We start from the raw sequence: 26,132 nt of genomic DNA on the forward strand, positions 1-26,132 counted from the left end.
GCCGATGCCTGATCCGCGAAACCGAGGCTCAGAGCTTGAGTTCACCCGGATCGGCATCCAGACCACCCTCGCCGAAGAGGGTGGTTTCCAGCTCCATCCGCTGCTCCATCTGGCGCAGGAAGTAGCCTGTCATCATCGCGGAAGCAAGCAGACCAGCGAGGTTGTCGCGGCTGGTCTGAATCTTCACTTCAAACTGCTCACCGGGGAGCATCCCCAGCAATCCCTGAACGTTGTGGCGAATGATGTCCTGGATGTCACCGCTGGCGGAGCGAGCGACCCGCTGAAGCACATCGGGTGACTGGTCCTGCAGGTATTGAATCAGGGAATTCCCGCTGATCGATTCGCTGTCGGTGGTCAGGAACTCCGGGTTGAACATGCCCCTCCGGCGTGATCCGTTTCTGGAGATGCACCTTAACGCAAGGTTTCAGATCATCCCCGGCCGGCCATGGGTGGGAACCGTATCGGGCCGAGTTGGCGCAGGGGCCAGTAACGGAACACGGCGGTGCCGATCACATGGTCGACCGGCAGGGGTCCCCAGAGGTGGGAGTCGAGACTGGCATTGCGGTTATCACCCATCACCAGCAGGTGGCCTGGCGGAACGGTGAGGGGTGGGAACTCATAGTTGATGGGCTCAAGCCGCCATGGTTCGCTCACCACCGCGCCATTGCGCAACAGTTCACCAGCGGCCACCTCGATCACATCACCAGGCACCCCGACCACCCGTTTGATCAGGGCGGCCCGGGGGTCGTAGCCGGCGGCGAGCAGGGGATCGGGCGGGCGAAACACCACGATCGCTCCGAGCGGCAGAACCTGAGCCAGCCGGGGCCTGAGCTTCTCCACCAGGATCCGGTCCTCCAGCTGGAGGGTGGGGAGCATGGAGCCGGAGGGGATCCAGCGGGGCTCCATCACCTGCCAGCGCAGCAGCAGGGCCAGCCCCACCCAGAGCAACAGGGGAATCAGCTGGCGGGCCATCCCCCAGCGGCGGCTGGCGGCGGCTGGGGTCGGTGCCGAAGGGGCTGGAGCGGGATTGGGCATGATCGCTCCATCCTGAAGCGGCGACGGACCCAGTGAGCCAGGAGCTGCCCCCCCTGCAGGGGGATCGGGCTGAGGCCAACCTCAGGGCGGCGGTGTACCTGCTGCTGGAGTTGACGGCCCTTGGCATGGAGCGGGTCGTGCTCTGCCCGGGAAGCCGCTCAGGGCCGCTGGCAGCAGCGGCAGGGCTGCTGCTGCCAGGGGGCCTGAAGCTGCACACGGCCATCGATGAGCGCTCGGCGGGGTTCTTTGCCCTCGGCCTGGCCAGGGCCGAGGGCAAACCGGCCGTGGTGATCACCACCTCCGGCACCGCCGTGGCCAACCTGCTGCCAGCGGTGGTGGAGGCCGACAGGGGCGCCATTCCGCTGCTGCTGCTCAGCGCCGACCGTCCGCAGCGTCTAAAGAACTGCGGCGCCAACCAGACCGTGAATCAGGAGGACTTCCTCGCCCCCTGCTGCCGCTGGTTCGCCCAGGCTGACAGCCGCGGTCTGGCCGCGATGGACCGGGCTGCCCTTCAGGCCCTGGCCAGGCGGGCCAACCGGATGACCCTGGCCGCTCCGATGGGTCCGGTGCACCTGAATCTGCCCTTCGAGGAGCCACTCCATGCCGGGGCGGAAGCCCTGCAGCGCCTGGCCCATGAGCTTGCCGCCATGGGTGGGTGCCCAGCCGGACGTAGCCCTCGTTCCAGTCGGGAGCATGAAGCCGGCGCTGACCTGCTCGGGCTGGATCCCGACCTACCCGGCGTGATCGTGGCGGGGCCCTGGCGGGGCAGTCCTGGACAGTGGCCCGCCTTTGCCGCGGCGCTGGGGCGCTGGCAACGACGCTGTGGCTGGCCGCTGCTGGCGGATGGGCTCTCCGGCCTGCGGGGTCAGGCCGGGCTGGAGCTGGTGGCCGGCTATGACCTGATCCTGGAGAATCCCGACCCCGCTCTGGTGCCCCCCCAGATGCTGAGGCTGGGGCCCCTGCCCGCCAGCCGACGGCTGCAGCGCTGGCTGGAGAGCTGTGGGGGCCATCAGGTGCTGATCAGCGAAGGGGATCCGCGCCCGCTCGATCCCCTGGGCACGGTCCAGGCCAGCCGCAGTGACGGACTCTCGGCCTGGTGCTCTGCCCTGCCGGCCACCTGCTGGCAGGCAGGGCAGACCGCCAAGGCCAACCAGGCCTTTCTGGCCAGCTGGCAAGCCGCCGAGAGCCGCACCCAGACCTGGTTGAACGCCCAGCTGACGCACAAGGCGGCCGGCAGCCGACCCGATGAACCCAGCCTGGCCAGGGCTCTCAGCCAGCTGTTGCCGTCAGGCCTGGCCGTGATGCTGGCCAGCAGCAGCCCCGTGCGCGACTGGGAGAGTTTTGCCGATCCCGGCGGCCCTGCCAGACCCGTGTATGGCTTCCGGGGGGCCTCCGGCATCGATGGCACGCTCTCCCTGGCGGCCGGGCTGGCGGAGAGCCTCGGTGAGCTGGTGCTGCTCTGCGGCGACCTGGCCCTGCTCCACGACGCCAATGGCTGGCTCTGGCACCACCAACTGCGGGGCAGACTCACGGTCGTGCTGATCGAGAACGGCGGCGGCGGCATCTTCGAGCAACTGCCGATCCGGGCCCCAGCTTCCCTGGATTTCGAGCGCCTCTTCGCCATGGGTCAGCCCCTGGACCACACCGTCCTGGCCTCCGCCCACGGGGTGCCCTCTCGCCGGATCGGGTCTCTGGCAGAGCTGGGCGACGCCCTGGCCTGGGCCCTTGAGCAGCCGGTGGCCCTGCTGGAGGTGAGGACCGATCGACAGGCGGATGCTCTGCTGCGCCAGCGCTTGCGTCAGGACGCCCCCGCCCGCGGCTCAGAATGAATCCCCTTCAGCCCCCGCCGCGATGAGCGTCGAGTCGACACCGGACGTTGCCACGGGCTCCGGACCGGTTCTGCCGGGGAGGAACCTGGTGAGATGGCACTCGGCCGCCCAGTACGAGGACATCCGCTTCGATCGGTGTGAGGAGGGGATTGCCCGGATTGCCATCAACCGTCCGGCCAAGCGCAACGCCTTCCGTCCACGCACGGTGGTGGAGCTCTACGACGCCTTCAGCCGGGTGCGCGACGACCCGCGGGTGGGGGCGGTGTTGTTCACCGGCGTGGGACCTGCGGCCGACGGGGGCTATGCCTTCTGCTCCGGCGGCGACCAGAGCGTGCGCGGCGATGGCGGCTACCTCGATGAAAGCGGCCTGCCGCGGCTGAACGTGCTCGATCTGCAGCGCCAGATCCGTTCCCTGCCCAAGGTGGTGATCGCCCTGGTGGCGGGCTATGCCATCGGCGGCGGCCAGGTGCTGCATCTGCTCTGCGACCTCAGCCTGGCTGCGGAAAACGCCGTGTTCGGCCAGACGGGCCCCCGGGTGGGGAGCTTCGATGGCGGCTTCGGCGCCGGCTACCTGGCCAGGCTGGTCGGCCAGCGCAAGGCCCGGGAGATCTGGTTCCTCTGCCGCCGCTACAACGCTGAAGAGGCCCTGGCCATGGGGCTGGTGAACGCAGTGGTGCCGCTGCAGGAACTGGAGGCAGAGGGGGTGCGCTGGGCCCGGGAAGTGATGCAGCACAGCCCCACGGCGATTCGCTGCCTGAAGGCCTCCTTCAACGCCGAAACCGATGGCCTGGCCGGCATCCAGGAGCTGGCGGGCCAGGCCACCCATCTTTTCTACCGAACAGCAGAGGGTCAGGAAGGTCGCAATGCCTTTCTGGAGAAGCGGGACCCCGATTTCAGCGATGCCCCCTGGTTGCCCTGACGCCACTGCAGGTCATCGCCTGCTGAAGCTCAAGGCACCACCGGCCTGCTGGTTGAGATGCTGCAGCAATGGGCCTTTGATCGCCTCAGACTGGCCAGATGATGGCCAACCACCATGGGTCGGCCTGAGTACAACAAAGTGTGCTGCAGATCCCGGCCTGGAGCAATCTCAGGCCCAGCGAATCCGGCGTTCCTGCGCCTGTGAATCATCCAGAATCGTCACGAGTTTTTCGCGAGCGGCCGTTCATGGCACGACTCCGGGATTCATGGCCTTCCACTGACAGGCTGCTCAGGAGCCATTTCGATAACGTAGGTGTCAAGAGCATTTCAACGTTCACCTGGCCGTGCCTCCCCGCTTCCTGTTCCCCCTGGTGACCCTGCTGGTTGGTGGAGGCCTGCTCGCACCAGCCGGTGCCCTGGCCGAGGTGCAGCAGCCCAAGTCCTCGACACCCAGGCCATGGCATCCCCCGATCACGCTCCCCCATACCCCGGCTATACAGCCTCTGCCCCAGAGCCCAACCCCGCAGCAACGCCAGGCGCTGCCCAAGCCAGAACCAGACGCCGCAGTGGCAATTGCCTCGCCGCTGCCTGAGCGCAGCCTGGTGCTTCACCGCGGCAAGCGGCAGGTGGTGGTGGTGGAGAACGGCCGTGAACTGCGCCGGTTCCCTGTGGGTGTGGGCATGCCCGGCTGGGAAACCCCCCTGGGCCGCTTCCAGGTGATCGAGATGGCGCCCGATCCGGCCTGGAAGCACCCTGTGAGCGGCAAGATCTACCCCCCCGGCCCGAACAATCCCCTGGGTAGCCGCTGGATCGGCTTCCACCGCGACTGCGCCGGCAAGCGCGGTTTCAACGGTCAGCAGCACCTGGAAGTGAAGGGCTGCGTCAGTGCCGGCTTCCACGGCACACCCCAGCGGGAGAGCATCGGTCAGGCGGTCTCCCACGGCTGCGTTCGCATGTACGACGAGAACGTGCGCGACCTCTTCGAGCTCGTGCGCATGGGCATGGTGGTGACGGTGCTTCCCTGATCCCCTGGGCTGCAGCCAGGCTGGCCCAGCGGGGCAGCAAACGTAGAGTTCGGCCCTCCCCTGGGTTCTTCCCATGCGCGTGTTATTCGCCGCCGCCGAGTGCGCCCCGATGATCAAGGTGGGGGGCATGGGCGATGTGGTGGGGTCCCTGCCGCCGGCAGTGGCGGCACTTGGCCATGACGTGCGCACGATCATGCCGGGCTACAGCAAGCTCTGGAGCCGCCTGGAGATCCCCAGAGAGCCGGTCTGGCGAGGACAGGCGATGGGCAACGACTTTGCCGTTTACGAAACCCGCCATCCCAGCAATGGGCTGCCGCTCTATCTGGTCGGCCATCCGGTGTTCGATCCGGAGCGCATCTACGGCGGAGAAGATGAGGATTGGCGCTTCACATTCTTCGCTAATGCCGCCGCCGAATTCGCCTGGAACCACTGGAAACCGGAGGTGTTTCACTGCCATGACTGGCACACCGGCATGATCCCGGTCTGGATGCACCAGGACCCCGAGATCAGCACGGTCTTCACCATCCACAACCTTGAATACCAGGGTCCCTGGCGCTGGAAGCTCGAGCGCATGACCTGGATCCCCTGGTACATGCAGGGGGATCACACCATGGCCGCCGCCCTGCTCTATGCCGATCGGGTCAACGCCGTTTCCCCCACCTATGCCCAGGAAATCCGCACGCCCGAATACGGCGAACGCCTCGATGGCCTGCTGAATTTCATCAGCGGCAAGTTGCGGGGCATCCTCAACGGCATCGACACCGAAGCCTGGAACCCGGCCACCGACAGCCTTCTGCCCGCCTGCTACAGCACCACCGACATGGCCCCGAGGGCAACCAACAAACGGGTGCTGCAGGAGCGCATGGGGCTGGGGGTCAGCCCCAACACCTATCTGATGGGAATGGTGAGCCGCCTGGTGGACCAGAAGGGGGTGGATCTGCTGCTGCAGGTGGCCGACCGGGTACTGGCCTATTCCGACAGCCAGATCGTGGTGCTGGGCACAGGCGACCGCAACTACGAATCGGGCCTGTGGCAGATGGCCTCCCGCCATCCCGGCCGCTTCTCCGTCTTCCTCACCTACGACGACGCCCTGGCACGTCTGATCTACGCCGGTGCCGATGCCTTCCTGATGCCCAGCCGATTCGAGCCCTGCGGCATCAGCCAGATGCTGGCGATGCGCTACGGCTGCATCCCGGTCGTGCGCAAGGTGGGCGGCCTGGTCGACACCGTCCAGCCCCATGTGCCAGCCGACCACAGCGGCACCGGCTTCTGCTTCGATCGCTATGAGCCGGTCGACTTCTACACCGCGATCGTGCGCTCCTGGGAGGCCTACCGCCACAGCCACAGCTGGCGGGAACTGCAGTTGCGCGCCATGGCCGTCGACCACAGCTGGACCCGCTCAGCCCTGGAGTACGACGCCATGTATCGCGATGTGCGTGGGGTGAAGCAGCCCACCCCCTCAGCCGCCGATGTGGAGCAGTTCTCCCTCGGCCAGGATGCCGATCCCAGCCTCGTCCAGACCGGCGGCTCTGCCAAGACGGCTGCAGCCGCGAATTCGGTTGCAGCAGTGACATCGGCTGAAACCGAGGCCCAACCCCGCAGGCCAGAAGGGAGCGGTGGTCCCCGCAATCCCTTCTCCGCCCTCCTGCGCCGCAGCCAGAGCTGAGCGTGGAACGCTCCGGCTCCGAGCTGCCGGTCGTTTACGAAAGCCCCTGGCGGGCACTGGGGCGGGATCTGCGCGCCGTGGCCGCCAGCTGCGCTCTGGCCCTGAGGCGGATCTGGCGGCGCCAGTGGCAGGGGGATCTGCCCACGCCACAGTTCTGGCCCCGGCGCCAGGCAACCCTGTTCTGGCCTGCCGCGCTGCTGCTGGCTCTACTCCTGCTGGCGCTGGCGGGGAGATTCGCGATTGGGCAGCGGCACCCACTGCTCGCTGAAAGGCCGGTGGAGATGGATGGGTCAGGGCCATCAGCATCGGTTGTATCGCCTCCGTTATCGATTGATCCGGCCGTTGACCCGGCACAGGCCCCGGAGGCCCCGGTTGAAGCCAAAGAAGACCGCCGGGAGCCGAGGGAGACAGTTGGCACCTCTCCTGAGCCGGTGCCCCCGCCTCAGGCAACCCCCAGCGCCAGCGAAACCCCGATCCAGTTACCGCCGGGATTCAGTGATGAATCGGGGCTGGTGCTGGCGGCTCCCACAGGCGGCCGCGGCGGCGGCGTGCTGAGGCTGCGGATCTCAGAGGCCTTCAATTCCCTCCCGGAGAGCGAGCGGCAAGGGCTGGCGCAGCAGTGGTGGCAGCAGTCCCTTGACCTGGGCTACGAGCAATTGCGGCTGCTCGACACCAGTGACGCAGAACTGGGCCGGAATGCCGTCGTGGGCGGGGGCATGATTCTGCTCGATTGATCCGATGCGGGCGGAAGCGATGCGGCTGGCGAACCTGGTGGAGCTGTGGGGAAAGCCGATCGAAGCGGCTCCCGCCGATCCGGCGGCGAGCTTCAGCCGCATCGGCACCGACAGCCGTGAGCTGGAGCCCGGCTGCCTGTTCGTGCCGCTGGTGGGGGAGCGCTTTGATGGCCATCGCTTCCTGGAGGCGGCTCTGGAGCAGGGGGCGCTGGCCGCCCTGGCCCAGCGAGACCGCCTCAGCGCCGAGCAGGCCGAAGCCCTGGTGGGCGCGAGAGGAGGACGGATCTGGCTGGTGGACGACACCCAGGCGGCTTACCAGGAGCTGGGGCGTCTCTGGCGCCGCCAGGGCAGCGCTCCGGTGATCGCCGTGACCGGCTCAGCCGGCAAGACCACCACCCGCGAGCTGATCCGCGCCGTGCTGGCCCCCCTCGGTCCGGTGCTCGCGAGTGTGGGCAACGAAAACAACGACATCGGCGTGCCGCTCACCCTGCTCAAGGCCGGCGGGGAGCATCGGGCCGTGGTGGTGGAGATGGGCATGCGCGGTCTGGGGGAGATCGAGCGGCTGAGCCGCTGTGCCGAGCCCGACATCAGCGTGATCACCAACATCGGCACGGCCCACATCGGCCGGCTGGGCAGCCGCGAGGCGATCGCCACGGCCAAGTGCGAGATCGTCTCGGCTCTGCGCTCCGATGGGCTGGTGGTGATCCCGGCCGGTGACCCCCTGCTCGAGACCAGCCTCGCCGCCGTCTGGAGCGGCCGGGTGATCCGCGTTGCCCTCCACGACGACCCGCCGGGGCCAGAGCCTGCCCAGGTGCTTGGCCGGATCCAGGCCGGCGCCGACGGCGAGCGCCTCATCTGGGGACTGGCGGAGCCGGGGGCGGCGGAGCACAGCACCGAGTTGCCCTTACCGGGCCGCCACAATGCCCGCAACCTGCTGCTTGCCCTGGCCGTGGCCAGCGAGCTGGGGGTGGATCCACTGCAGCTGCGCCGCCTGGAAGTGGCCCTGCCGGGCGGGCGCAGCCGGCGAATCAGCCTGGGGGGGATCGAGGTGCTCGATGAGACCTACAACGCCTCCCCCGAAGCGATGCTGGCGGCGCTGGATCTGCTGGCGGCCCAGCCGGGCCGGCGCTTCGCGGCGCTGGGCACCATGCTCGAGCTGGGGGAGCAGAGCAGCGAGCTGCACCGCCGGGTGGGAGAGCGGGCCAGGGCCCTCGGGCTCGATGGCCTGGTGATCGTGGCGAGCGGAACCGAAGGGGAGGCCCTGCTGGCGGGGGCCTCCGGCCTGCCGCTTCTGGAGCGGCTCGATTCGCCCGCCGAAGCCGCCCGGACGCTGCTGGGCTGGCTGGAGGATGGCGACCACCTGCTGCTCAAGGCCAGCCGTGGGGTGGCCCTGGAGCGCCTGCTGCCGCTGCTGGAGCGAGGCCTCAGCCCTGCGGCGGGATCCAGTCGGCCTTGATCAACTGACGGGCGCGGCCCAGGGCCAGGGCCCCAGCCGGCACGTCGCGGGTGAGGGTGGAGCCTGCCCCCACGGTGACGCCGGCACCCAGGACGATCGGTGCCACCAGCACCGAATTGGCGCCGGTCTTGCTGCCGGCGCCGATCACAGTGCGGTGCTTGCGCACGCCGTCGAAGTTGGCAGTGATCGTGCCCGCCCCCACATTCACCTCCGCCCCCAGATCAGCGTCACCGAGGTAGCTGAGGTGGTTGGCCTTGCAGCCCGAGGCCAGATGGCTGTTCTTGACCTCCACGAAATTGCCGATGCGGCAGCCGCTCTCCAGCCGCGCACCCGCGCGGAGCTGGGCGAAGGGACCCACCACGCAACCCCCGGCCACACTCACATCGCGCAGCACGGAGTAGAGCACCTCCACGCCGTCCTCGAGCTGGCTGTCCTCGATCAGGCAACCGGGGCCGATGCGGCAGCCACTGCCGATGCTGGTGCTGCCCCGGAAATGGCACTGGGGCTCCACCAGCACATCCCGGCCGAAGCGGGTGCCCTCACTGAGGGTGCAGCTGGCTGGATCCACGAAGCTCACCCCCTCCGCCATCCAGTGGCAGCGGAGCCGTTCCTGCAGGACCGCCTCACACTGGGCGAGCTGCAGGCGGTCGTTGATGCCGGCGATTTCGGCTGAGTCCGCCACCTCCACGTGCACGGCGGGGCTGAGCAGCGCCACGGTGTCGGTGAGGTAAAGCTCCCCCTGGTCGTTGTCGGTGCTCAGCTTCGGCAGCACCTCGGCCAGGGCGCGCCAGTTGAAGCAATAGATCCCGGCGTTGGTGAGATCGTTGCGGCGCTGCTCCTCGCTGCAGTCGCGGTGCTCGACGATCGCCTCCACCTGGCCCTGGTCATCGGTGAACACCCGGCCATACCCACTGGGATCAGCCAGCCGCGCCGTGAGCAGGCTCACCGCGGCCCCGGCGGCCCGGTGCCGCTCCAGCAGCGCCTCCAGAGTGGCGGGCCGCAGCAGAGGCACATCGCCATTGAGCACCAGCAGTTCCCCCTCGAAGTCCGCCAGAGGTTCCAGCAGTTGCTGCACGGCATGGCCCGTGCCGTTCTGCGGTTGCTGCAACACGAACTCCAGACCCTCCAGGCCGGCCAGGACGGAGCGCACCCGTTCGGCCTGGTGACCCACGATCAACACCTGCCTCTGGGGATCGAGGTGGCGACAGCTGGCCAGCACCCGCTCCACCAGGGTGACCCCTGCCAGAGACTGCAGCACCTTGGGCAGATCGCTCTTCATCCGGGTGCCCTTTCCAGCGGCCAGCACGGCAACGGCGAGCATCGGCGGATCAAGGCGGCTGGGCACGGAATCTACCGGCCTCCTCTGTGCAGTCCCCAGCGCCGCCGCCAGGCACTGGACGGCTCCGCCCCGCTGAGGGCCTGGGCCCTCTGGCGATCGGCCAGGATCACGCCGCTTTCTGCCTGTCCCCCGGGGTCGCGGTAGGGCTCGCCGGCCCGGCTGGCCAGGTGCTCCCGCTCCATCAGCGAAAGGGGACGCCACCAGGGCGAGGACATCTCCAGCGCCTGGGCGGCCACCGTGCCATGGCTCCAGACCTGAACGGCACCGGCTTGGACAGCGGCTGCGGCTGCGTCGGAGCGCAGCGCCGCCAGCCGCAGGCCAGCCTCCACCAGGCTGCGGCGTGGGGCGGCGGCCGAGCAGTAGGTGAGCAGACGCCCCCGGGGGGCCAGCAGCGCAACCAGCGCAGCCAGGAACTCCTGGCTCCAGAGCTGGGGGCAATGGCGCGGCGAGAAGGCATCGAGCATCACCAGATCGCAGCGCCCCGCGGCCTGCGCCAGCACCCCCCTGATCTCCTCACGTGCATCACCCCAGCGCATCTCCCCCCGGCCGTGGGGGCTCAGCCAGTGGCTCGTGTCCCGCAGCTGCTGGAGCAGATCCAACCCGAGCGCTGGCTGCCACTGCCGGCGGAAGGAGGGCTCAGCCAGGGCCAGGGCCAGGGGGGCCGGGTCGATCTCCAGGCCGAACCAGCGCAGGCGAAGCCCCAGGGGGACCGCAGCTTCGAGCAGGGCGGCGCTGTTGGTGCCCAGCCCCACGCAGACATCCACCACCAGGAGCTCCTCCCCGGCGCTGAAGCGCTCCAGCTGGGCCGGCTGCACATAGGTGCGCCGCGCCTCGAGCAGGGCGCCACTGCGGCAGTGAAACCCCTCGTCGAACTCAGCGCTGTGCAGGCTGAAACTGCCGTCCTCGGTGACGCGGGGGCTGAGATGGTCCGCCAGCGGAACCCCGGGGTTCACCCAGCCTGACCGCCTGGGTCGGCCTGCAGGCGCGCCAGATCCTCCCAGAAGCCCGGATAGGAGACAGCCGCCGCCTCGCTGCGGTGCAGCCGGGTGGTGCCGCCGGCCACCTGGGCCGCCACCCCCAGGCTCATGGCCACCCGGTGATCGGTTTCGCTGTCGACCTCGGCGCCATGGAGCGGGCGGCCACCCTCGATCACCAGGCCGTCAGCGGTCTCCTCCAGGCTTGCTCCCAGCAGCCTCAGCTGGCGGGCCATCACGGCCAGACGGTCCGTTTCCTTGACGCGCAGTTCCTCTGCATCACGGATTCGGCTCACCCCCTCGGCGCAACAGGCCGCCACCGCCAGGATCGGGATCTCATCCACCAGCCGAGGGATGAGATCGCCACCGATCTCGAACGCCTTCAGCGGGCCATGGCTGACGCGCACATCCCCCACCGGCTCACCGGCCACATCGCGCGGATTGAGCACCTCCAGCCTGGCTTCCATCTGCTCCAGCACCTCGAGGATGCCGGTGCGGGTGGGGTTGAGGCCCACGTTCTCCACGAGGATCTCGGCCCCGGGGGTGATGGCGGCTGCCACCAGCCAGAAGGCCGCCGAGCTGATGTCTCCCGGCACCACCACCGGCAGGCCGCGCAGGCTGGCCCCGGGATGAAGACAGATCATGCGACCCATTTCGCCACCGACCTCGAGATCGGCACCAAAGGCACGCAGCATGCGCTCACTGTGATCACGGGAGCGGGCCGGCTCGATCACGGTGGTGGAGCCGCTGGCCGTGAGAGCTGCCAGCAGCAGGGCCGATTTCACCTGGGCCGAGGCCACAGGGGTACCGATCACGGCGCCATGGAGCTGGCTGCCTTCGATCGCCAGCGGAGCGAGGTTGCCGCCCGCCCGTCCGCGGATCAGCGCGCCCATGCCGGCCAGGGGCTGGCCGACCCGGGCCATGGGCCGACCGCGCAGGGAGGCATCGCCATTGAGCACGAAATGACGGCCGGTGCGGCCTGCCAGCAGCCCCAGCATGAGGCGCATGGTGGTGCCGGAATTGCCGCAGTCGAGCACGTCATCGGGCTCCATCAGGCCATCGAGGCCGACCCCATGCACCAGCACCGGTTCGCCGACATGGATCGGGCTGATCGTGACCCCCATGGCCCGCAGGCAGGCCGCCGTGCTGAGGGGATCCTCGGCGGGCAGCAGACCCTCGATACGGGTCTCGCCTTCGGCGATGGCGCCGAAGAGCAGGGCCCGGTGGGAAATCGATTTGTCACCCGGCACCCGCACCGTGCCGCGCAGGCTGCGCCCCCGGCCGGCGCCGGCGGTGGAGCCCAGGGTCAGGGGGCTACCGGAGGCGGGGGCGACGGCCATGCGATCGGAAGTGGGATGGAACGGGAATCGGGGAGCCTAGGGCTGAGCTTCTTCTGGAAACTCCGCTTCTTCTGGAAACACCGGCGACTGGGAGCCATGGAGCCGATCACCGGCATCCCCCAGGCCGGGAACGATTCGAAAGGCCTCATCCAGCTCGGGATCGATGCAGGCGGTGTACACCGTGAGATCCGGGAAGCGCTTGCCTAGGGCCCCCAGCCCGGGACTGGCCGCCAGGGCCGTGATCACCCTCAGGCGCTGCCCGCTCACTCCCAGGCCCTCCAGGCGCTCCAGCACCTGAATCAGGCTGCCGCCGGTGGCCAGCATCGGGTCGAAGACCATCACCCCCACCCGCTCGCCGATGCGCTCCGGCAGCGTGTCGAGGTAGCAGTGGGCTTCGCCCGTGTGCTCATCCCGCACCAGACCGACATGGGCCACCCGGGCGGAGGGCAACACCGTCTGGGCACCGGCCCAGAGCCCCAGCCCTGCGCGCAGCACCGGCACGGCCAGCACCGGCACCGACGGGTCCACCACCATCCCCTCCGTGACGGCCAGGGGGGTCTGTACCTGCAGGGATCGCTGGGGCAACCAGTCGCGCACAGCTTCGTAGGTGAGCCAGCGGCCCAGCTCGGTCATGGCGGTGGCGAACAGCGGCGAGGGGGTCTCCTGATCCCGCAGCACGGTCAGCCAGTGGGCGATCAGGGGATGGGGTGGAACAACCACCCGCAACGACATGGTCATGTGCCATAGCTTGAGCTGTCACGCTACGTGCGCTTTGCCGTCTGCTCTTCGGGTTTCAAGGCCCCACCCGTCTCGTCGGCGCCGCGTCCTCCGGCGTTGGTTTTCGCTGCTTGCGGGCCTGATCATGCTGGTGGGCAGCTCGCTGCTCGTTGGGGTGGGGAGTGCCTCGGCGATCACAGCACCCGAGCTGCGGGGCCAGCGGTCACTGCAGGATCTGCAGCCCGACATGCACGGCCGTGACCTGCACCAGGAGGAGTTCCTCAAAGCCTCGATGAGCGGCTTCGACCTCAGCGGCAGCGATCTGCGCGGGGCCGTCTTCAACTCCAGCGACCTCACCAACAGCAATCTGAGCGGGGCCAACCTCGAAGACGCCGTGGCCTTCGCCACCCGCTTCGACGGGGCCGATCTGAGCGGAGCCGTGCTGCGTAACGCCATGCTCATGCAGAGCCGCTTCACGGGCGCACAGATCGAGGGAGCGGATTTCAGCGACGCTGTCCTGGACCTCTCCCAGCTCAAGGCCCTCTGTTCCCGCGCTGATGGCGTCAACCCCACCACTGGGGCCTCCACGGTGGAAAGCCTGGGCTGCCGGTAGCATCTGAATCCGGTTCCGGTGGGGATCAGCCACCGGGGGCAAGGGGGAAAGTCCGGTGCAAATCCGGCGCTGTCCCGCAGCTGTGCAGCCCGTGCTCCGGTCAATCGCCGACGCACGAGCCAGTCAGAACACCCGCCGGTTCTCCCTCTTGTGCCGGCGCGGACCGGATTTCCAGACCATGACCTCCCTCTCAGGGGATCCGGCTCGGCTGCGGCAGCCAGCACGGCCACCCCAGCACGCTCACCGACCTACCCAATCCACCTCTGCCACCTCCGGCTCCCGGCGCATCACTGCAGGACCCATCGCTCTGCTGGGACTGGTGCCTCTGCTTTTGGTTTCGTTGTTGGCGGCTCCGGCCTCGGCCCACCATCTGATGGAGGTGTTCGGGCTGAGGGAAGGGGCCATGGCCGGTTTCCTCAGTGGACTCGGCCATCCCCTGCTCGGTCCTGACCATCTGCTGTTTCTGCTCAGCCTGGGGTTGGTGGGGCTGCAGCAACCGCTGCGCTGGGTGATTGCCCTGCTGACGATCGGCCTGGGCTCCACCGCCCTCGGCCTGGTGCTGCCGGTGCTGCCCGGCAGCGAGCTGCTGGTGGCCCTTTCGCTCGTGGCAACCGGTCTGGTGGTGCTCGGCCGCTGGCCCAGCTGGATCCTGCTGCCCGCCATCGCCCTGCACGGCAGTGTCCTGAGCCAGCCGGTGCTCGGCTGGTCGATCTCGGCCCAGATGGTTTACCTGCTTGGTCTGCTGCTCAGCCAGGGCGCTCTGCTGATCACGGCCGTCACCCTGGTGCGCTCCTGGGCCCGGCGGCTTCAAGCCGCCAACCTGCGCTTGCTGGCGGGGCTGCTGATCGGTATCGGCGCCACGTTCGCCTGGACCCAGCTGGTGCCCTGACGATGGAAGTTCCAACCGCAGCCCCGCTGGCGCGGCTCGCCAACCGGAGGCTGCCAGTCACCGTCGTGACTGGATTTCTGGGTGCCGGCAAGACCACTCTGCTGCGCCATCTGCTGCTCAACAGCGGCCAGCGCCTGGCGGTGCTGGTGAATGAGTTCGGCGAAGTGGGCATTGATGGAGCCCTGTTGCGCAGCTGCGGCTTCTGCCCCGAAGACGAGCTGGAGGGTCGGCTGGTGGAGCTGGCCAATGGCTGCCTCTGCTGCACCGTCCAGGACGAGTTCCTGCCCACCATGCAGATCCTGCTGGCCCAGGCCGATCGCCTCGACGGCATCGTGGTCGAAACCAGCGGTCTGGCCCTGCCCGAACCGCTGGTCCAGGCCTTTCAGTGGCCCGAGATCCGCACCCGCACCCGCGTCAATGGCGTGGTGGCGGTGGTCGATGGCGAAGCCCTCGCCCAGGGCAGCGTGGTGGGCGATCCGGCGGCCCTGGAACGCCAGCGGGCGGCGGACCCCAGCCTCGACCATCTCAGCGACCTCGAAGATCTCTTCCGCGACCAGCTGGCGGCGGCCGATCTGGTGCTGATGAGCCGGGCCGATCGACTCGATGCCTCCCAGAGCGCGGACGTCCAGCGACAGCTGGCTCCGCTCTGCCGCCGCGGAGTGCAGGTGCTGCCCATGGTCCGTGGCGAGGTGCCTGCCGAGCTGATGCTGGGCCTGGAGAGGATTGAGCCGGCCGGGGCACTCCACGACGATCATCACGGCCATGGCGATGACCACGACCACGGAGATGCCCACAGCCATGTGCCGATGCAGTCACTGGCTCTGAAGCTGCCCGGCCACTTCGACCGCCAGATCCTGGAACGCCTGTTGATCGAGCAGATCGTGGAGCAGGTCATTCTGCGGCTCAAGGGCTGGTTGCACCAGAGCGGCAAGCCAAGACCCCTGCAGATTCAGGCGGTCGGTCCACGGCTCGACAGCTGGTACGACCGTCAGCCCCTCGAGCCCAGCGCCGCAGCAAACCCTGGCCTGGAGCTGGTGGTGCTGGGCCTGCGCCTCGACAAAGACCGGCTGGAGCAGGTCCTGGGCAGCGCGGCCCTCAGCCCACTGGCCTGACACGGCCCTCAATCCAGCGGGAAGGCCCCCTTGGCACAGATCCCGTCCCAGCAGAGGGCATGGTCCTCCTGCCAGCGGCCGCTCACCGACTGCCAGGGACCGCTGGAACGACGCATCTCAACGGTGCCTCGCCCGTCGTGGCGGAACACGACCCGAAGACCATCGAGGTCGATCTGCCAACGCTCCCCCACCGCTTGCACCGTCATCACGCAGGGGTGCCAGGGTCCGTCCTCGAGGCGACATTCGACCTTGTAGGCGGGTGGCTCGGCCCCCAGCGCCTGTCGCGAGAACCAGCCAAGCCCTGCCACCAGGGCTGCCGCCATGGTCAGCACCGCGACGGCTGACAAGGGCCGACGCCCAGACCATGCCAGGAATGGGCCGTGCATGGCTGGGGTCTCCTCCGTCTCACCCTTTCAAGCTGGATCTGGCCCTGGCGAAGGGGGAACATGGGCTGCCAAGATTTAACAAACGCCCCGGCTGCCTGGTGCCCCGCTTTCACGCCCGTGTGCTGGTCTCCCTGAGGCCCTCGGTTCTGGATCCAGCCGGTGAGGCCACCCGCGCCGCCACCAGCCGCCTGGGGGTGGAGGGGGTCAGCCGCCTGCGCATCGGCAAGGCAGTGGAGCTGGAGATCGAAGCTCCCGATGCCGACACCGCCCGCTCGCGAGTGGAGTTGCTCAGCGACCGGCTGCTGGCCAATCCCGTGATCGAGAACTGGGAACTGGAGCTCAGCGAGATCGCCGCCAACGGAGCGGACCTCTCGGCATGACGATCGGTGTGGTGGTCTTCCCCGGCTCCAACTGCGACCGGGACGTGGGCTGGGCAGCCGAGGGCTGCCTGGGAATTCCGACCCGCTTCCTCTGGCATGAGGAGCGCGACCTGAACGGCCTGGATGCCGTGGTGTTGCCTGGCGGCTTCAGCTATGGCGACTACCTCCGCTGCGGCGCGATCGCCCGTTTCGCTCCTGTGCTGGAGGAAGTGGCGGAGTTTGCCGCCAGGGGTGGCCCGGTGCTGGGGATCTGCAATGGCTTTCAGATGCTCACCGAACTCGGCCTGCTCCCCGGTGCCCTGACCCGCAACAGCCGCCTCCACTTCATCTGTGAACCAACCGCCCTGACGGTGAGCCCTGGCAGCTGCCTCTGGCTCTCCGGCTACGGGGAGGACGAAGAGATCAAGCTGCCGATTGCCCATGGCGAAGGGCGCTATCAGTGCGAGCCGTCCACCCTCGAGGCCATGGAGCAGTCCGGCCAGGTGGTCCTGCGCTACCAGAACAATCCCAACGGCTCCGTGGGCGATGTGGCTGGGTTGGCTAATCCGGCTGGAAACGTGCTCGGACTGATGCCCCACCCGGAGCGGGCCTGCGACCCCCGCACCGGCGGGCTCGATGGTCAGCGCCTGTTCGCCAGCCTGCTGGGCTGAACGCTCCCCCATCAGCGCGCAAAAAAGGGGGCCAGTGGCCCCCTTCGCTGCATCCGGTGCCCGAAGGCCGATTGATCAGTTGACCGCGGCGAAGAACTCCTTGCTGCCGACGGGGTCAGGGTTCATGGTCTTCTCACCCGGCGTCCAGTTGGCGGGGCAGACCTCATCGGGGTTGGCCTTGACATGCTGGAAGGCCTGCAGAACCCGCAGGGTCTCATCAACGTTGCGGCCCACCGCCAGGTTGTTGATGGTGGCGTGCTGAATCACACCTTCAGGATCGATGATGAACAGGCCGCGCAGGGCCACGCCGGCGTCTTCATCAAGCACGTTGTAGGCGGAAGCGATCTCTTTCTTGAGGTCGGCCACCAGGGGATAGGCGATGTCGCCGATGCCACCCTGCTTCCGATCCGTCTGGATCCAGGCCAGGTGGGAGAACTGGCTGTCCACCGACACGCCCAGCACCTCGGTGTTGCGGCTGGCGAAATCGCTGTAACGGTCGCTGAAGGCGGTGATCTCCGTGGGGCAGACGAAGGTGAAATCAAGCGGGTAGAAGAACAGCACCACGTACTTGCCGCGGTACTGGGAGAGGGTGACCGTCTGGAACTCCTGATCCACCACTGCGGTGGCTGTGAATTCAGGGGCCTGCAGACCGACGAGCCGGGACATGCTTGAAAAGTGGGTGACGAACGGGAAAGCAGGGAACTCAGTCCGAACTCGGACCGACTACCACTTGCGACCGCAACAATTTATCACGGAACCCTGGCAAGAGTGGCCCTTACGATGAAGGAGGCGACGACGGCTGATGCCCCGCCCCCGTTCCACAGCCTTGACCTGATGTCCTGGGACCCTGTCCTGCTTCGCAAATACAACAACACCGGCCACTTCCGCCTGCTCAACCAGCTGCGCAGCGAGCTCAAAACCAGCCCCCTCAACCGTGAGGAACCCGGCGACAGCGACGGAGGCGGTCGTTCACGCACCGGCACCCTGGTGCGTGCCGTGGATGTGCGCCCCCAGGTCTATGGCCGTGCCCGGCGCTATGCGGGTCCGGCGCCGGCTCCCAACCTGCCTCCGGCCAGCGCCGGCTCAGAAGGGGGCTCTGCCTCCGTCAGCTTCCGCGAGCGCCTTAACGCCATCGAGATGCGCTGACCCGAACAAACCCGATGGACCTCAATTTGACGCCAGAAATGGCTCGGGGGAGACTTGAACTCCCGACCTTGGGGTTATGAATCCCACGCTCTAACCAGCTGAGCTACCGAGCCCGGTTGTAAGGACTTTAAACGATCGACCTCCCTCTCCCGACCGGGGAAGGGGGAGGTGGCAAGGATGGAGATCAGGCCCTGCCGGGGAGGAATTGAAGCGGATTGACGGCGCCACGGCCAGCGGGGTGGATCTCGAAGTGGAGGTGGGGACCTGTGCTGCGGCCGGTGCTGCCCATCGCCGCGATCTGGGTGCCCTGGGAGACCTGCTGTCCCACCCGCACCAGCACCCGACTGTTGTGACCGTAGAGCGACTTGCTGCCGTCAGGGTGCTGGATCTCCACCAGGTAGCCGTAGCCGCCGTCGTGCCAGCCGGCGTAGGACACCTGACCACCCTGGGCCGCCACAATCGGCGTACCCACATTGCTGGCGATGTCGATGCCCTTGTGCATCCGTCCCCAGCGCCAGCCGTAGCCCGAGCTGAACACGCCGCGGGCTGGCCAGATCCAACCACTGCCGAGCTGGGAAGGAGTCGTTCGCTGATCACCCGGGCGGTTGAAACCGGGAAGCTCGGGCCAGCTCAGACCACCGCTGCCCGTGGGCTTGAGTCCGAGCACCATGCGCGAGCGGGGGGCAGCAGCCCTGGACACACGGATCTGGCTTCCTTCCACCAGGCGAGCCGCTTCAAGCCCAGGATTCAGCCGCAGCAGATCCTGGATGCTGAGCTTGTAACGCTGGGCAAGCTTCACCAGGTTGTCGCCGAAACGCACTACGCCGGTGCTCTCCAGCGGGGGGGGCTCAGAGCGGGGAGCCGAGCGGCGCAGCTCACTGGTGTCGAGGGAGGCAAGCTGTTTGGCCGTCGAAGCTTTGTAGGACGGGAGGACCACCCAGTCGCCCCGGCTGAAGGCGTGATCTTCATTGACGTCGTTGAGCTTGGCCAGGGGGGTTTCCTGAATCCGCAACTGGCTGGCCAGCTCCTCGAGGCTGATGTCGTCGCGGGTGCGGACCCAGAGCTTGTCGCGGAACGAGCTCGGCAACGAGGCCAGCAGTTGGGGTTCGCCGATTGGAGGCAGAGCCGCCATCGATGGATCGGACTCCAGCCGCTCGGGCATCGATTCGAAACCGGGCCGGCGCGCGTCGGCGATGCCTGGGATGGCGCCGACAGCCACGAGGGAGAGAACCGGCATGGTTCCCAGCAGCGGCAAGATCAGATGCGAAGGCTTCATGCAGAAATTCACCCGTTGGACAAGGCCCGGTGGAGAAGCCACCATCCCCGAGCCGCGCCGAGGGTAGCGGCATGAACCATCGGGCACAAGCCTCTGGGGTCAGCCAATGGATCGTCATGGACGATCCAGGAAGCGGCTGATCGCTCAAACACCAGTCTCCAACTGGCGCAAGGCCTCGAACAAGACCACGGCCACCGAGACCGAGAGATTCAAGCTGCGCACCCCTCCACCGTGTCGAACCGAGCCGGCCATCGGGATCGTCAGCCGCAGTTCGGCCAGCTCCAGCAGCTCCGGCGGTAGACCGTCGCTCTCCCGCCCGAACAGCAGCCAGTCGTCGCTGCGGAAGCTGCATTGGTGGTAAGGCTGATCGGCCTGGCTGCTCAACGCCAGCAGCCGCCCTCCACGCCGCTGCTGCTCGGCTCGGAGGGCCTCGAACCCCGGATGGAGGTGCAAGTGCACCCAGGGCCAGTAGTCGAGCCCCGCACGCTTGAGCTGGCGGTCGTCGAGGCTGAAGCCAAGGGGTTCGATCAGGTGCAGCTCCGCCCCGGTGGCCGCACAGGTGCGGGCCACATTGCCGGTGTTGGGGGGTATCTGGGGCTGGAAGAGCACCACCCGGGGAAGGTCGCTCACGATTCCGGCACCGGCTGGCTGAGGGCATGCAGATCCAGGGCGCGGCCCTGGATCACCAGCCAGCTGGCCTGGGCCAGGGGCTGCAACCGCTGCTGCAGCCCCCCCAGCCGATCCCGGAAACGGCCGCCGATCACGGTGGGAGGCACCACCCCCCAGCCGGTCTCCTCCGTCACGATCAGCTGAGGCGCGCAACAGCTCATCAGCGCCTCCAGCAGGCCCAGCTGCCGTCGCTCCCAGGCATCGGCGGTGAGATCGAGGTGATGGGCAAGCCAGGTGCCGAGGGAATCGATCAGCAGGTGGTGGTCGGCGGGGGCACGCCCCAGGGCCGACTCCAGCTCCCCCTCCACCTCCCAGGTGGCCCAGTGACCGGGTCGCCGGCGCCGGTGCAATTGCAGGCGCTGCTGCCAGGCCGGATCATCCACAGCAACAGCTCCGGTGGCGATATAAAGCACCGGTCGGCCACTGTTGGCGACCAGATGCTCGGCCCAGCGGCTCTTGCCACTGCGACTGGGCCCACTCACCAGGGTGAGCCCGGCCCCGGCACGTTGCTCAACCACCCCCATTCATGTTGCGCAGAGTGGCCACCGAAGATGGCGAAACACGGTTGAGATAACGGAAGATCCAATACTTGAAAATCGTTGCAAGGATCACCGGAAATGTGGCTATGAACAAGAGAATGAAATTCTCCCGTTGCGGCAATCCCAGGTGATTGGCCACACCATCGAGCAGAACAGTCCAGCCCTCTGGGCTATGAAAGCCAACAAAGATATCGGTGAACAGGATGATGGCAAAAGCTTTGGCACTGTCGCTCAGTCCATAAACCAGCTCATCAAGGAACCCGCGCAGCACGCGGATTTCCTCCTGCCCGAAGACACAGACCAGAACGAAGCCCGCCATGGCAAACAGATCGGAGAGCACGTTCTTGATGGCGCGGGTGCTCTGACTGTCCGCTTCCTGTTTGAGCTCTTCGGCCCGGAGCGCAAGCGCCTGGTGCAGCTCCTCATTGGTCGGCAGGACAGAGCCCTTGAGCAGGGCGGCGAACTCGATCTCGGCCTTGTAGATCCGCAGTTTCTCCACAGCCGCCTCCTCCAGCTGTGGCTTGGTGTAACTCAGAAAAGGCACATCGGGCGCAAAGCGATCCACCAGGGGGGAGATCACGAAGGAGCGGCTGGCCTGCTGCATCAACAGCGGCACCAGCACCAGCAACAGCAGGACGCGCAGAGACACAAGCGTGGTGTCGCGGCGGCGGCGAAAGCCCGCCACCACGGTGGCCTCGGCTTCCGGATCCAGCTGCTGGCGTACCCGCTCGACGGCACCCATCAGGCTGCGGGGCAGCAGTTCGGGGCTGCGACTGAGGCTGGCCGAACCTGAACGCGAGCTGTAGCGGGCTTCGACGGACTCGATCAGCTGCAGCTGCCGCTGTTGCTGTGAATCCAGTTCATGGCGGCGGGGCTTGAGCTCCTCGAGGCTCTCGCGGCAGAGCTGCAGGGCCGCCCGGAACCGGCGCAACATCTGGTTGCGGACCTGCCGGGGCACGCTCAGCTCCAGGTCCGTGCGGACGGGCCGATCGGCGAAGAACTCGATCTCGATGCTCTGGATCAGCAGGGCGGCCTCATAGGCGCGTTCAAGCTGCTGAACAAGATCGCTGGAGCGTGCCTTGCCGAAAGTACCCATCCAGTCGCGCAGGGCCATCGGTGATCAGCGGGAGAAAACCCACCAGGTGAGCATCGGCACGATCGTGCCCACCACCAGCAGCACGATCACCCACTGGAAGCCTTTGCTGTTGGCCGTCTCCTCCCGGCTGGGGATGTTGCTCACCACGGGGGCGGCAGTCTCTTCAAGGGGCGGTCCAGGATCTTCTCCGCCCTGGAGCACCGTTCCCAGACGATCCAAGGCATTGAGGGAGGCCTGACGGTAGCGGCCCCCCAGCCGCAGCGGAACCGCCATGGTGCTGTCGGCGGTGTCGCGCAGAAGCGAGGCCGGCAGCTGCTCCAGCAGCTCGGGGCTGGCCACCACCGCAGCGGTGTTGGTCTGGGCATCGATCAACAGCAGCAGCGAAACACCGGAGCCGGGCTCGGAGGCCGACCACGACTCCAGGGCCTGCTGGCCGAGGGCATCTAGTTCGAGGCCGTAGTCAAGGCGGGGAACGGTTAGCAATCGCGCCTGGACGTGATCGCTCTCCAGGTCGGCCAGGCGGCGCTCCAGCTCCGCCGAGCTGGCGCGGCTGAACAACCCGGCGGTGTCGATCAGATGCTGCGAGCCTGGCGGCGTGGGCAGGTCACGGATCCCCACCGCCCAGACAGCGGGAGCCGCAGCCAGGAGGGAGATCACCAGCACGGTGATCACGGCCATCAATCGGGGCAAAAGTTGCACGGGCAGCGGAGGACGGATCGTTGCCCCACAGTTTGCCTTCAGCTGGCCAGACTGTCGCGGTTGACGGCCTCAATAGCCGCGGGGATCTGTCCAGGCCTGCCTCCGCTCAGCCAGCAATGTCGCCTGGGAGTGGCCAGGCTGGCAGTCCGAATCCGTGTCAGCGTTCACGCTGAACATCAGCCGTCCCGTGTCGACCATGCCCACCCCGGCCCGTTTCACTCTGGCGGCAGGGTTGCTGGGGCTGGGGCTCTGCCTGCTCAATCAGCTCACCGCTGCAGAGCTGAACCCCGCCCTGGAGCGCGCCGGGGTGCTGGCCAGCCTGATGGCGGTGGGGCTGATGCTGGTGGCCGTGCTCTGGACCCGGGCCGTGCCGCTCACCCCGGAGCGGGTGGAGCTGCAGGGGAAGCAGGGGCTGGAGCTGGATTCCCTGCTGCCCCAGGAGCTGGGGCTGGAGCTGGCCTGGGGCAGCCGCCTGCTGCTCACCGCCACCCCGGCCGCCAGTCTGCTGATCCACTGGAGGGGCAAGACCCTGCTGCGGCGGGGTCTGCTGGGGACCAGCACCTTCGAGCCGGGGGAGATCTGCCGTCGGTCCACCAGCACCGCCCGGGCCATCTCCCTTGTCAACCTGAAGCTCTACCCAGGCCGCGACGAGTTCCGCTGCCTACCGGAGGGAACGCCCGCTGTGCTGGTGCAACCCATCGGCAGTGAGGGCTGGCTGCTGGCTGGCGGCTGGTCGCCGCGCTGCTTCAGCCGCGGCGACGAGCTCTGGGTCGAGGGCTGGGCCGAGAAGCTCAGAACGTCACTGGAGCAGGCGGGCGTTTTTCCTTCGACGGAGGAGGCACCTTCAGCTCCGAGCGCACCCTTCCCCCCGGGGTCATGAACTCAGCCTGGCCCTTGGCTCCGACCTTTCCGAACAGCTGCTCGCTGCGGGTGATCTGCTGGTTCTGATCACGCTCGAGCTGAACGTCCCCCCGGGCTTCGATGGCCTGGTTGTCCCAGCGCCAGAGGCATTCCCTGGCCTGGAGACGCTCGCCGGGCTGGCGCAGGCGGCAACCGCTGGGGATGATCGCCGTTTTCTCGTTCAGAACCAGCCGCAGCGAGTCGCCGGCCACGTGCAGCTGATCGACCACGCCGGTGAAGGGCAGGGCCGTGCTGAGCACCTGCTCCTTGGAGTTCCAGCGGGTGCGCTGGGCATCCAGCACCGCCTTCCGGGAGGGATCGACGAAGCGCACCGGCGCCAGGAGATCCACCACCTCCTCGCGAGTGTTCCCTTCCAGCGCCGAACCGGTGACGGTCTGGACGGTGCCCTTCTCAGCGGCGGGGCGCCGCTCACCCTTCACCGGACCCGCCGCCACCAGGGCACCCGTGTCAGCCAGCCAGTCGGCCTTGCTGGCGCGCAGATCGAGCTCCGGCTGCTGCAGGCGGGTCTTGCCGCGCAACTCCAGTTTGTCCTTGTCGAGCAGGAACTTGGCCGTGGTGGCACTCAGGCGGCTCCGGCCTTCCTTGAGCAGGGGCTTCCCCTCGATCTCCATCACCTGCCGACTTGGCGTCCAACGCACCCGATCACCGGTGATCAGCGAGCCCCTGGGACCGAGCACCAGGATGCGTACCTTGCCTTCCAGCTGTATCACCTCGCCGTCATTGATCACCAGGCCGCTGGTGGCCTCCACCTTGTAGCGGGGCTTGCCGGCGGCGTAGATCACCCCGCGGGGTTGGGTGGCGCGGGCGACCCGCCGCTGCAGGTCGTAACGGGCCTGGGGGCTGGTGAGCTCCCAGGCCGGACGACCCTTGCCATCCTGCTGGCGCAGGTTGAGCGAACGGAACACGAAGGGTTGAGGTTCCTTGGGTTTGCTGGCCTTGCGCTCGCAGCCCAGCAAGGCCACCAGCGGCAGTCCGAGAATCAGGGCAGCTGCCAACACGGCCCTCACAGCGAGCCATCCAGTTCAAGGCGGGCCATCACCGGTTCCGGCTCAGGCAGGAGGGTGCCCGCCACCAGAGCACCCCAGCTCAGACGCTCCTGCCAGGGGACCTGCGCGCCAGTGGGGCTGCTCTGGCCTCCAGGCGCGGCACCACTGGGCGCCGGTGGCTGATTCAGCTGAAGCAGCATGCGCGCGGAGAGGTCGGGGAGGATCGGAGCCAGCAGCAGCGCCACGTGCCTGGCTGCCTCCAGCACCGCGTAGAGGTCGTCGGCCACCTGCTGCCGCTGGCCCTCCTGCTTCATCCGGCTCCAGGGTGCCTGGTCGTTGAGGTAGCCATTGGCGCTGATGGCTAGCTGCAGAGCCGCGGCGGCTGCCTGGCGGAAATCCAGCCGCTCCATGCCATCGATCACCTGCTCGCGCGCCACCAGGGCCGCCTGGGCCAGCGGATGGCTGCTGCCCACGTCCTCACTGGGAAAAGGAATCGCCTGATCGAACCAGCGGCGGGCCATCGAGGAGGTGCGGTTGAGCAGGTTGCCGATCGTGTTGGCCAGGTCATTGTTGACCAGGTCGCTGAAGCGCTGCTGCTGCACATCGCCATCCTCGCCGAAGGGGATGTCGCGCAGCAGATACCAGCGCACGGCATCGGGGCCGCAGCGCTCCAGCAGCTCCCCCGGATCGAGCACATTGCCCAGGGATTTGCCCATCTTCTGCCCCTCCCGGGTGAGAAAGCCATGGCCGAACACCCGCTCCGGCAGCTCCAGCCCTGCCGAGAGCAGCATCGCCGGCCAGTAGACCGCATGGAAGCGCAGGATGTCCTTGCCGATCACGTGGATGCTCGCCGGCCAGCCCCGCTGACTCAGCAGAGCCAGGTCGGGCGGATCGCCAGGCTCCAGCAGGGCCGTCAGGTAGCCGAGCAGGGCGTCAAACCAGACGTAAAAGGTGTGGCCCTCATGGCCAGGCACCGGGATGCCCCAGGGCAGGTCCAGTCGGGACATGGAAAAGTCGCGCAGCCCCTGGGCCACGAAGTTCTCCACTTCCCGTCGGCGACTGGCTGGAGCGATGAAACCGGGTCGCTGGATCAGCTCCTCGATTGCCTGCTGGTAGCGGGAGAGCCGAAAGAAGAGATTGAGCTCGTCACGCCATTCCAGCGGCCGCTGGTGGGTACTGCACTGGGGCGCGCGGGCCTCAGGCGGATCGTCCTTGAATTCCTCGCAGGCCACGCAGTACCAGCCCCGCTGGCGCCCTTCCACCACGTCGCCGGCCGCTTCGACCCGCCGGTAAAACTGCTCCACCAGCAGGCGGTGACGGGGCTCGGTGGTGCGGATGAAGCGGTCGTGGCTGATCTGCCAGCGCTGCCACAGGTCGCGGTATTGATCGCTCACCTGGTCGCAGTGGGCCTGGGGGGTGAGCCCGGCCGCCTCGGCGGTGCGCTGGATCTTGAGGCCGTGCTCGTCACAGCCCGTGATGAACAGCACCGGCCGACCCATCAACCGCTGAAAGCGGGCCAGGGCATCACAGGCGAGCGTGGTGTAGGCGCTGCCGAGATGGGGCTTGTCGTTGACGTAATAAAGCGGAGTGGTGAGGGTGTAAGTCATCGGCGGTGGTGAAGGGCCCGCTGCGCCGCCAGAGCGACCCTGCGCCGGGGACGGATCCTACCGAGTGCCACTCCCAGACCCTCCCCGGGGCAGCGGCGGACCGGTACCTCGGCACAATCGGGGTCGCGAA

At 67.8% G+C, this 26,132-nt stretch carries 28 protein-coding genes, 1 tRNA gene and 1 riboswitch; of the genes, 13 read left to right on the top strand and 16 right to left on the bottom strand.

Translation table 11 applies throughout. The annotated features are described in order from the left end of the window. Positions 1-28: 28 nt before the first annotated feature. Positions 29-376, bottom strand: coding sequence for a DUF760 domain-containing protein (locus tag KBY77_RS01550; RefSeq protein ID WP_255101852.1), 348 nt, complete (start codon positions 374-376; stop codon positions 29-31). 53 nt (positions 377-429) lie between these two features. After that, a complete protein-coding gene (gene lepB / locus KBY77_RS01555; protein WP_399211985.1) occupies positions 430-1,035 on the bottom strand; it encodes a signal peptidase I in 606 nt (201 codons plus the stop codon). A 32-nt stretch (positions 1,036-1,067) separates the two neighbouring features. On the opposite strand from lepB, the gene menD reads away from it, so the two are divergent. The 6 genes from menD to murF all read left to right on the top strand — a co-directional run bounded on the left by menD (position 1,068) and on the right by murF (position 8,663). Beyond that, the gene (gene menD / locus KBY77_RS01560) at positions 1,068-2,864 is read left to right on the top strand and encodes a 2-succinyl-5-enolpyruvyl-6-hydroxy-3-cyclohexene-1-carboxylic-acid synthase (protein ID WP_315856450.1); all 1,797 of its coding nucleotides are present in this window, start codon (positions 1,068-1,070) and stop codon (positions 2,862-2,864) included. 22 nt (positions 2,865-2,886) lie between these two features. Then, positions 2,887-3,783 (top strand): 1,4-dihydroxy-2-naphthoyl-CoA synthase, encoded by an 897-nt coding sequence (gene menB, locus KBY77_RS01565; protein ID WP_255101853.1) that lies wholly within the window; start codon positions 2,887-2,889, stop codon positions 3,781-3,783. A gap of 343 nt (positions 3,784-4,126) precedes the next feature. Beyond that, positions 4,127-4,807: a L,D-transpeptidase family protein gene (locus KBY77_RS01570; RefSeq protein WP_255101854.1), complete on the top strand. Its 681-nt coding sequence runs from the start codon at positions 4,127-4,129 to the stop codon at positions 4,805-4,807. Positions 4,808-4,880: 73 nt separating this feature from the next. Continuing rightward, the gene (gene glgA / locus KBY77_RS01575) at positions 4,881-6,473 is read left to right on the top strand and encodes a glycogen synthase GlgA (protein ID WP_255101855.1); all 1,593 of its coding nucleotides are present in this window, start codon (positions 4,881-4,883) and stop codon (positions 6,471-6,473) included. 2 nt (positions 6,474-6,475) lie between these two features. Further along, the gene (locus KBY77_RS01580) at positions 6,476-7,207 is read left to right on the top strand and encodes a hypothetical protein (RefSeq protein ID WP_255101856.1); all 732 of its coding nucleotides are present in this window, start codon (positions 6,476-6,478) and stop codon (positions 7,205-7,207) included. Positions 7,208-7,211: 4 nt separating this feature from the next. Next, positions 7,212-8,663, top strand: coding sequence for a UDP-N-acetylmuramoyl-tripeptide--D-alanyl-D-alanine ligase (gene murF / locus KBY77_RS01585; RefSeq protein WP_255101857.1), 1,452 nt, complete (start codon positions 7,212-7,214; stop codon positions 8,661-8,663). Here the strand turns inward: murF and glmU are convergent. The 4 genes from glmU to upp are packed head-to-tail and all read right to left on the bottom strand — an operon-like array spanning position 8,632 to position 13,054. Next, complete coding sequence (gene glmU / locus KBY77_RS01590) at positions 8,632-9,984, bottom strand: bifunctional UDP-N-acetylglucosamine diphosphorylase/glucosamine-1-phosphate N-acetyltransferase GlmU (protein ID WP_255102055.1); 1,353 nt, start codon at positions 9,982-9,984, stop codon at positions 8,632-8,634. The genes murF and glmU overlap by 32 nt on opposite strands. A 29-nt stretch (positions 9,985-10,013) precedes the next feature. After that, entirely contained in the window at positions 10,014-10,955 is a 942-nt protein-coding gene (locus KBY77_RS01595; RefSeq protein WP_255101858.1) for an MnmC family methyltransferase, read from the bottom strand. Continuing rightward, complete coding sequence (gene aroA, locus KBY77_RS01600) at positions 10,952-12,316, bottom strand: 3-phosphoshikimate 1-carboxyvinyltransferase (RefSeq protein WP_255101859.1); 1,365 nt, start codon at positions 12,314-12,316, stop codon at positions 10,952-10,954. Before aroA ends, KBY77_RS01595 begins: the two co-directional genes overlap by 4 nt. Before the next feature lie 36 nt (positions 12,317-12,352). Then, a complete protein-coding gene (upp, locus tag KBY77_RS01605; RefSeq protein WP_255101860.1) occupies positions 12,353-13,054 on the bottom strand; it encodes a uracil phosphoribosyltransferase in 702 nt (233 codons plus the stop codon). 124 nt (positions 13,055-13,178) lie between these two features. On the opposite strand from upp, the gene KBY77_RS01610 reads away from it, so the two are divergent. The 3 genes from KBY77_RS01610 to cobW all read left to right on the top strand — a co-directional run bounded on the left by KBY77_RS01610 (position 13,179) and on the right by cobW (position 15,647). Beyond that, positions 13,179-13,646 carry a pentapeptide repeat-containing protein gene (locus KBY77_RS01610; protein ID WP_255101861.1) on the top strand — a complete coding sequence of 156 codons (468 nt, stop codon included), beginning with the start codon at positions 13,179-13,181 and terminating at the stop codon, positions 13,644-13,646. After that, positions 13,640-13,801: riboswitch (cobalamin riboswitch) on the top strand. Its footprint overlaps the gene before it by 7 nt. 23 nt (positions 13,802-13,824) lie before the next feature. Continuing rightward, on the top strand, positions 13,825-14,535 hold the full coding sequence (locus tag KBY77_RS01615) for a HupE/UreJ family protein (protein ID WP_255101862.1): 711 nt from the start codon (positions 13,825-13,827) through the stop codon (positions 14,533-14,535). A 2-nt stretch (positions 14,536-14,537) separates the two neighbouring features. Next, positions 14,538-15,647 carry a cobalamin biosynthesis protein CobW gene (gene cobW, locus KBY77_RS01620; RefSeq protein ID WP_255101863.1) on the top strand — a complete coding sequence of 370 codons (1,110 nt, stop codon included), beginning with the start codon at positions 14,538-14,540 and terminating at the stop codon, positions 15,645-15,647. Positions 15,648-15,655: 8 nt separating this feature from the next. Here the strand turns inward: cobW and KBY77_RS01625 are convergent, their stop codons facing one another. Continuing rightward, complete coding sequence (locus KBY77_RS01625) at positions 15,656-15,994, bottom strand: hypothetical protein (protein ID WP_255101864.1); 339 nt, start codon at positions 15,992-15,994, stop codon at positions 15,656-15,658. Positions 15,995-16,131: 137 nt separating this feature from the next. Between KBY77_RS01625 and purS the strand changes: the two genes are divergently transcribed. Beyond that, positions 16,132-16,413, top strand: coding sequence for a phosphoribosylformylglycinamidine synthase subunit PurS (gene purS / locus KBY77_RS01630; protein ID WP_255101865.1), 282 nt, complete (start codon positions 16,132-16,134; stop codon positions 16,411-16,413). Further along, a complete protein-coding gene (gene purQ / locus KBY77_RS01635) occupies positions 16,410-17,063 on the top strand; it encodes a phosphoribosylformylglycinamidine synthase subunit PurQ (RefSeq protein ID WP_255101866.1) in 654 nt (217 codons plus the stop codon). Before purS ends, purQ begins: the two co-directional genes overlap by 4 nt. Before the next feature lie 75 nt (positions 17,064-17,138). Here the strand turns inward: purQ and KBY77_RS01640 are convergent, their stop codons facing one another. Beyond that, complete coding sequence (locus KBY77_RS01640) at positions 17,139-17,729, bottom strand: peroxiredoxin (protein WP_255101867.1); 591 nt, start codon at positions 17,727-17,729, stop codon at positions 17,139-17,141. 168 nt (positions 17,730-17,897) lie between these two features. Here KBY77_RS01640 and KBY77_RS01645 point away from each other — a divergent pair, with 168 nt between their 5' ends. After that, a complete protein-coding gene (locus tag KBY77_RS01645) occupies positions 17,898-18,209 on the top strand; it encodes a hypothetical protein (protein ID WP_255101868.1) in 312 nt (103 codons plus the stop codon). A 39-nt stretch (positions 18,210-18,248) separates the two neighbouring features. Here KBY77_RS01645 and KBY77_RS01650 read toward each other — a convergent pair. The 6 genes from KBY77_RS01650 to psb32 form a co-directional block, all read right to left on the bottom strand. After that, positions 18,249-18,322 (bottom strand) — tRNA-Met (locus KBY77_RS01650). A gap of 71 nt (positions 18,323-18,393) precedes the next feature. Beyond that, positions 18,394-19,446 (bottom strand): peptidoglycan DD-metalloendopeptidase family protein, encoded by a 1,053-nt coding sequence (locus KBY77_RS01655; RefSeq protein WP_255101869.1) that lies wholly within the window; start codon positions 19,444-19,446, stop codon positions 18,394-18,396. A 183-nt stretch (positions 19,447-19,629) separates the two neighbouring features. Then, positions 19,630-20,115 (bottom strand): tRNA (cytidine(34)-2'-O)-methyltransferase, encoded by a 486-nt coding sequence (locus KBY77_RS01660; RefSeq protein ID WP_255101870.1) that lies wholly within the window; start codon positions 20,113-20,115, stop codon positions 19,630-19,632. Then, positions 20,112-20,678, bottom strand: a complete 567-nt coding sequence (gene cobU / locus KBY77_RS01665; RefSeq protein WP_255101871.1) for a bifunctional adenosylcobinamide kinase/adenosylcobinamide-phosphate guanylyltransferase — start codon at positions 20,676-20,678, stop codon at positions 20,112-20,114. The genes KBY77_RS01660 and cobU overlap by 4 nt, the downstream gene beginning before the upstream one ends. Further along, positions 20,665-21,807 carry a proton extrusion protein PcxA gene (gene pxcA, locus KBY77_RS01670; protein WP_255101872.1) on the bottom strand — a complete coding sequence of 381 codons (1,143 nt, stop codon included), beginning with the start codon at positions 21,805-21,807 and terminating at the stop codon, positions 20,665-20,667. Before pxcA ends, cobU begins: the two co-directional genes overlap by 14 nt. A gap of 6 nt (positions 21,808-21,813) precedes the next feature. Next, entirely contained in the window at positions 21,814-22,467 is a 654-nt protein-coding gene (gene psb32, locus KBY77_RS01675) for a photosystem II repair protein Psb32 (protein WP_255101873.1), read from the bottom strand. Between the two features lie 217 nt (positions 22,468-22,684). Between psb32 and KBY77_RS01680 the strand changes: the two genes are divergently transcribed. Continuing rightward, positions 22,685-23,368 carry a cofactor assembly of complex C subunit B gene (locus KBY77_RS01680; RefSeq protein ID WP_255101874.1) on the top strand — a complete coding sequence of 228 codons (684 nt, stop codon included), beginning with the start codon at positions 22,685-22,687 and terminating at the stop codon, positions 23,366-23,368. Here KBY77_RS01680 and lptC read toward each other — a convergent pair. Together lptC and metG are read right to left on the bottom strand one after the other, a co-directional pair. Further along, on the bottom strand, positions 23,280-24,404 hold the full coding sequence (gene lptC, locus KBY77_RS01685) for an LPS export ABC transporter periplasmic protein LptC (protein ID WP_255101875.1): 1,125 nt from the start codon (positions 24,402-24,404) through the stop codon (positions 23,280-23,282). The genes KBY77_RS01680 and lptC overlap by 89 nt on opposite strands. Before the next feature lie 8 nt (positions 24,405-24,412). After that, entirely contained in the window at positions 24,413-26,002 is a 1,590-nt protein-coding gene (gene metG / locus KBY77_RS01690) for a methionine--tRNA ligase (RefSeq protein WP_255101876.1), read from the bottom strand. Positions 26,003-26,132 lie beyond the last annotated feature (130 nt).

This window comes from Synechococcus sp. Cruz-7E5, assembly GCF_024345995.1.
Taxonomy (GTDB): Bacteria; Cyanobacteriota; Cyanobacteriia; order PCC-6307; family Cyanobiaceae; genus Regnicoccus_A.

Excerpts from the sequence above, each read along its gene's own strand:
- KBY77_RS01550 (WP_255101852.1), bottom strand. The coding sequence starts at position 376 with ATGTTCAACCCGGAGTTCCTGACCACCGACAGCGAATCGATCAGCGGG.
- lepB (WP_399211985.1), bottom strand. The coding sequence starts at position 1,035 with ATGCCCAATCCCGCTCCAGCCCCTTCGGCACCGACCCCAGCCGCCGCC.
- menB (WP_255101853.1), top strand. The coding sequence starts at position 2,887 with ATGAGCGTCGAGTCGACACCGGACGTTGCCACGGGCTCCGGACCGGTT.
- glgA (WP_255101855.1), top strand. The coding sequence starts at position 4,881 with ATGCGCGTGTTATTCGCCGCCGCCGAGTGCGCCCCGATGATCAAGGTG.
- murF (WP_255101857.1), top strand. The coding sequence starts at position 7,212 with ATGCGGGCGGAAGCGATGCGGCTGGCGAACCTGGTGGAGCTGTGGGGA.
- glmU (WP_255102055.1), bottom strand. The coding sequence starts at position 9,984 with ATGCTCGCCGTTGCCGTGCTGGCCGCTGGAAAGGGCACCCGGATGAAG.
- aroA (WP_255101859.1), bottom strand. The coding sequence starts at position 12,316 with ATGGCCGTCGCCCCCGCCTCCGGTAGCCCCCTGACCCTGGGCTCCACC.
- upp (WP_255101860.1), bottom strand. The coding sequence starts at position 13,054 with ATGACCATGTCGTTGCGGGTGGTTGTTCCACCCCATCCCCTGATCGCC.
- KBY77_RS01610 (WP_255101861.1), top strand. The coding sequence starts at position 13,179 with ATGCTGGTGGGCAGCTCGCTGCTCGTTGGGGTGGGGAGTGCCTCGGCG.
- KBY77_RS01615 (WP_255101862.1), top strand. The coding sequence starts at position 13,825 with ATGACCTCCCTCTCAGGGGATCCGGCTCGGCTGCGGCAGCCAGCACGG.
- cobW (WP_255101863.1), top strand. The coding sequence starts at position 14,538 with ATGGAAGTTCCAACCGCAGCCCCGCTGGCGCGGCTCGCCAACCGGAGG.
- purQ (WP_255101866.1), top strand. The coding sequence starts at position 16,410 with ATGACGATCGGTGTGGTGGTCTTCCCCGGCTCCAACTGCGACCGGGAC.
- KBY77_RS01640 (WP_255101867.1), bottom strand. The coding sequence starts at position 17,729 with ATGTCCCGGCTCGTCGGTCTGCAGGCCCCTGAATTCACAGCCACCGCA.
- KBY77_RS01645 (WP_255101868.1), top strand. The coding sequence starts at position 17,898 with ATGTCCTGGGACCCTGTCCTGCTTCGCAAATACAACAACACCGGCCAC.
- KBY77_RS01655 (WP_255101869.1), bottom strand. The coding sequence starts at position 19,446 with ATGCCGGTTCTCTCCCTCGTGGCTGTCGGCGCCATCCCAGGCATCGCC.
- cobU (WP_255101871.1), bottom strand. The coding sequence starts at position 20,678 with ATGGGGGTGGTTGAGCAACGTGCCGGGGCCGGGCTCACCCTGGTGAGT.
- pxcA (WP_255101872.1), bottom strand. The coding sequence starts at position 21,807 with ATGGCCCTGCGCGACTGGATGGGTACTTTCGGCAAGGCACGCTCCAGC.
- psb32 (WP_255101873.1), bottom strand. The coding sequence starts at position 22,467 with ATGGCCGTGATCACCGTGCTGGTGATCTCCCTCCTGGCTGCGGCTCCC.
- KBY77_RS01680 (WP_255101874.1), top strand. The coding sequence starts at position 22,685 with ATGCCCACCCCGGCCCGTTTCACTCTGGCGGCAGGGTTGCTGGGGCTG.
- metG (WP_255101876.1), bottom strand. The coding sequence starts at position 26,002 with ATGACTTACACCCTCACCACTCCGCTTTATTACGTCAACGACAAGCCC.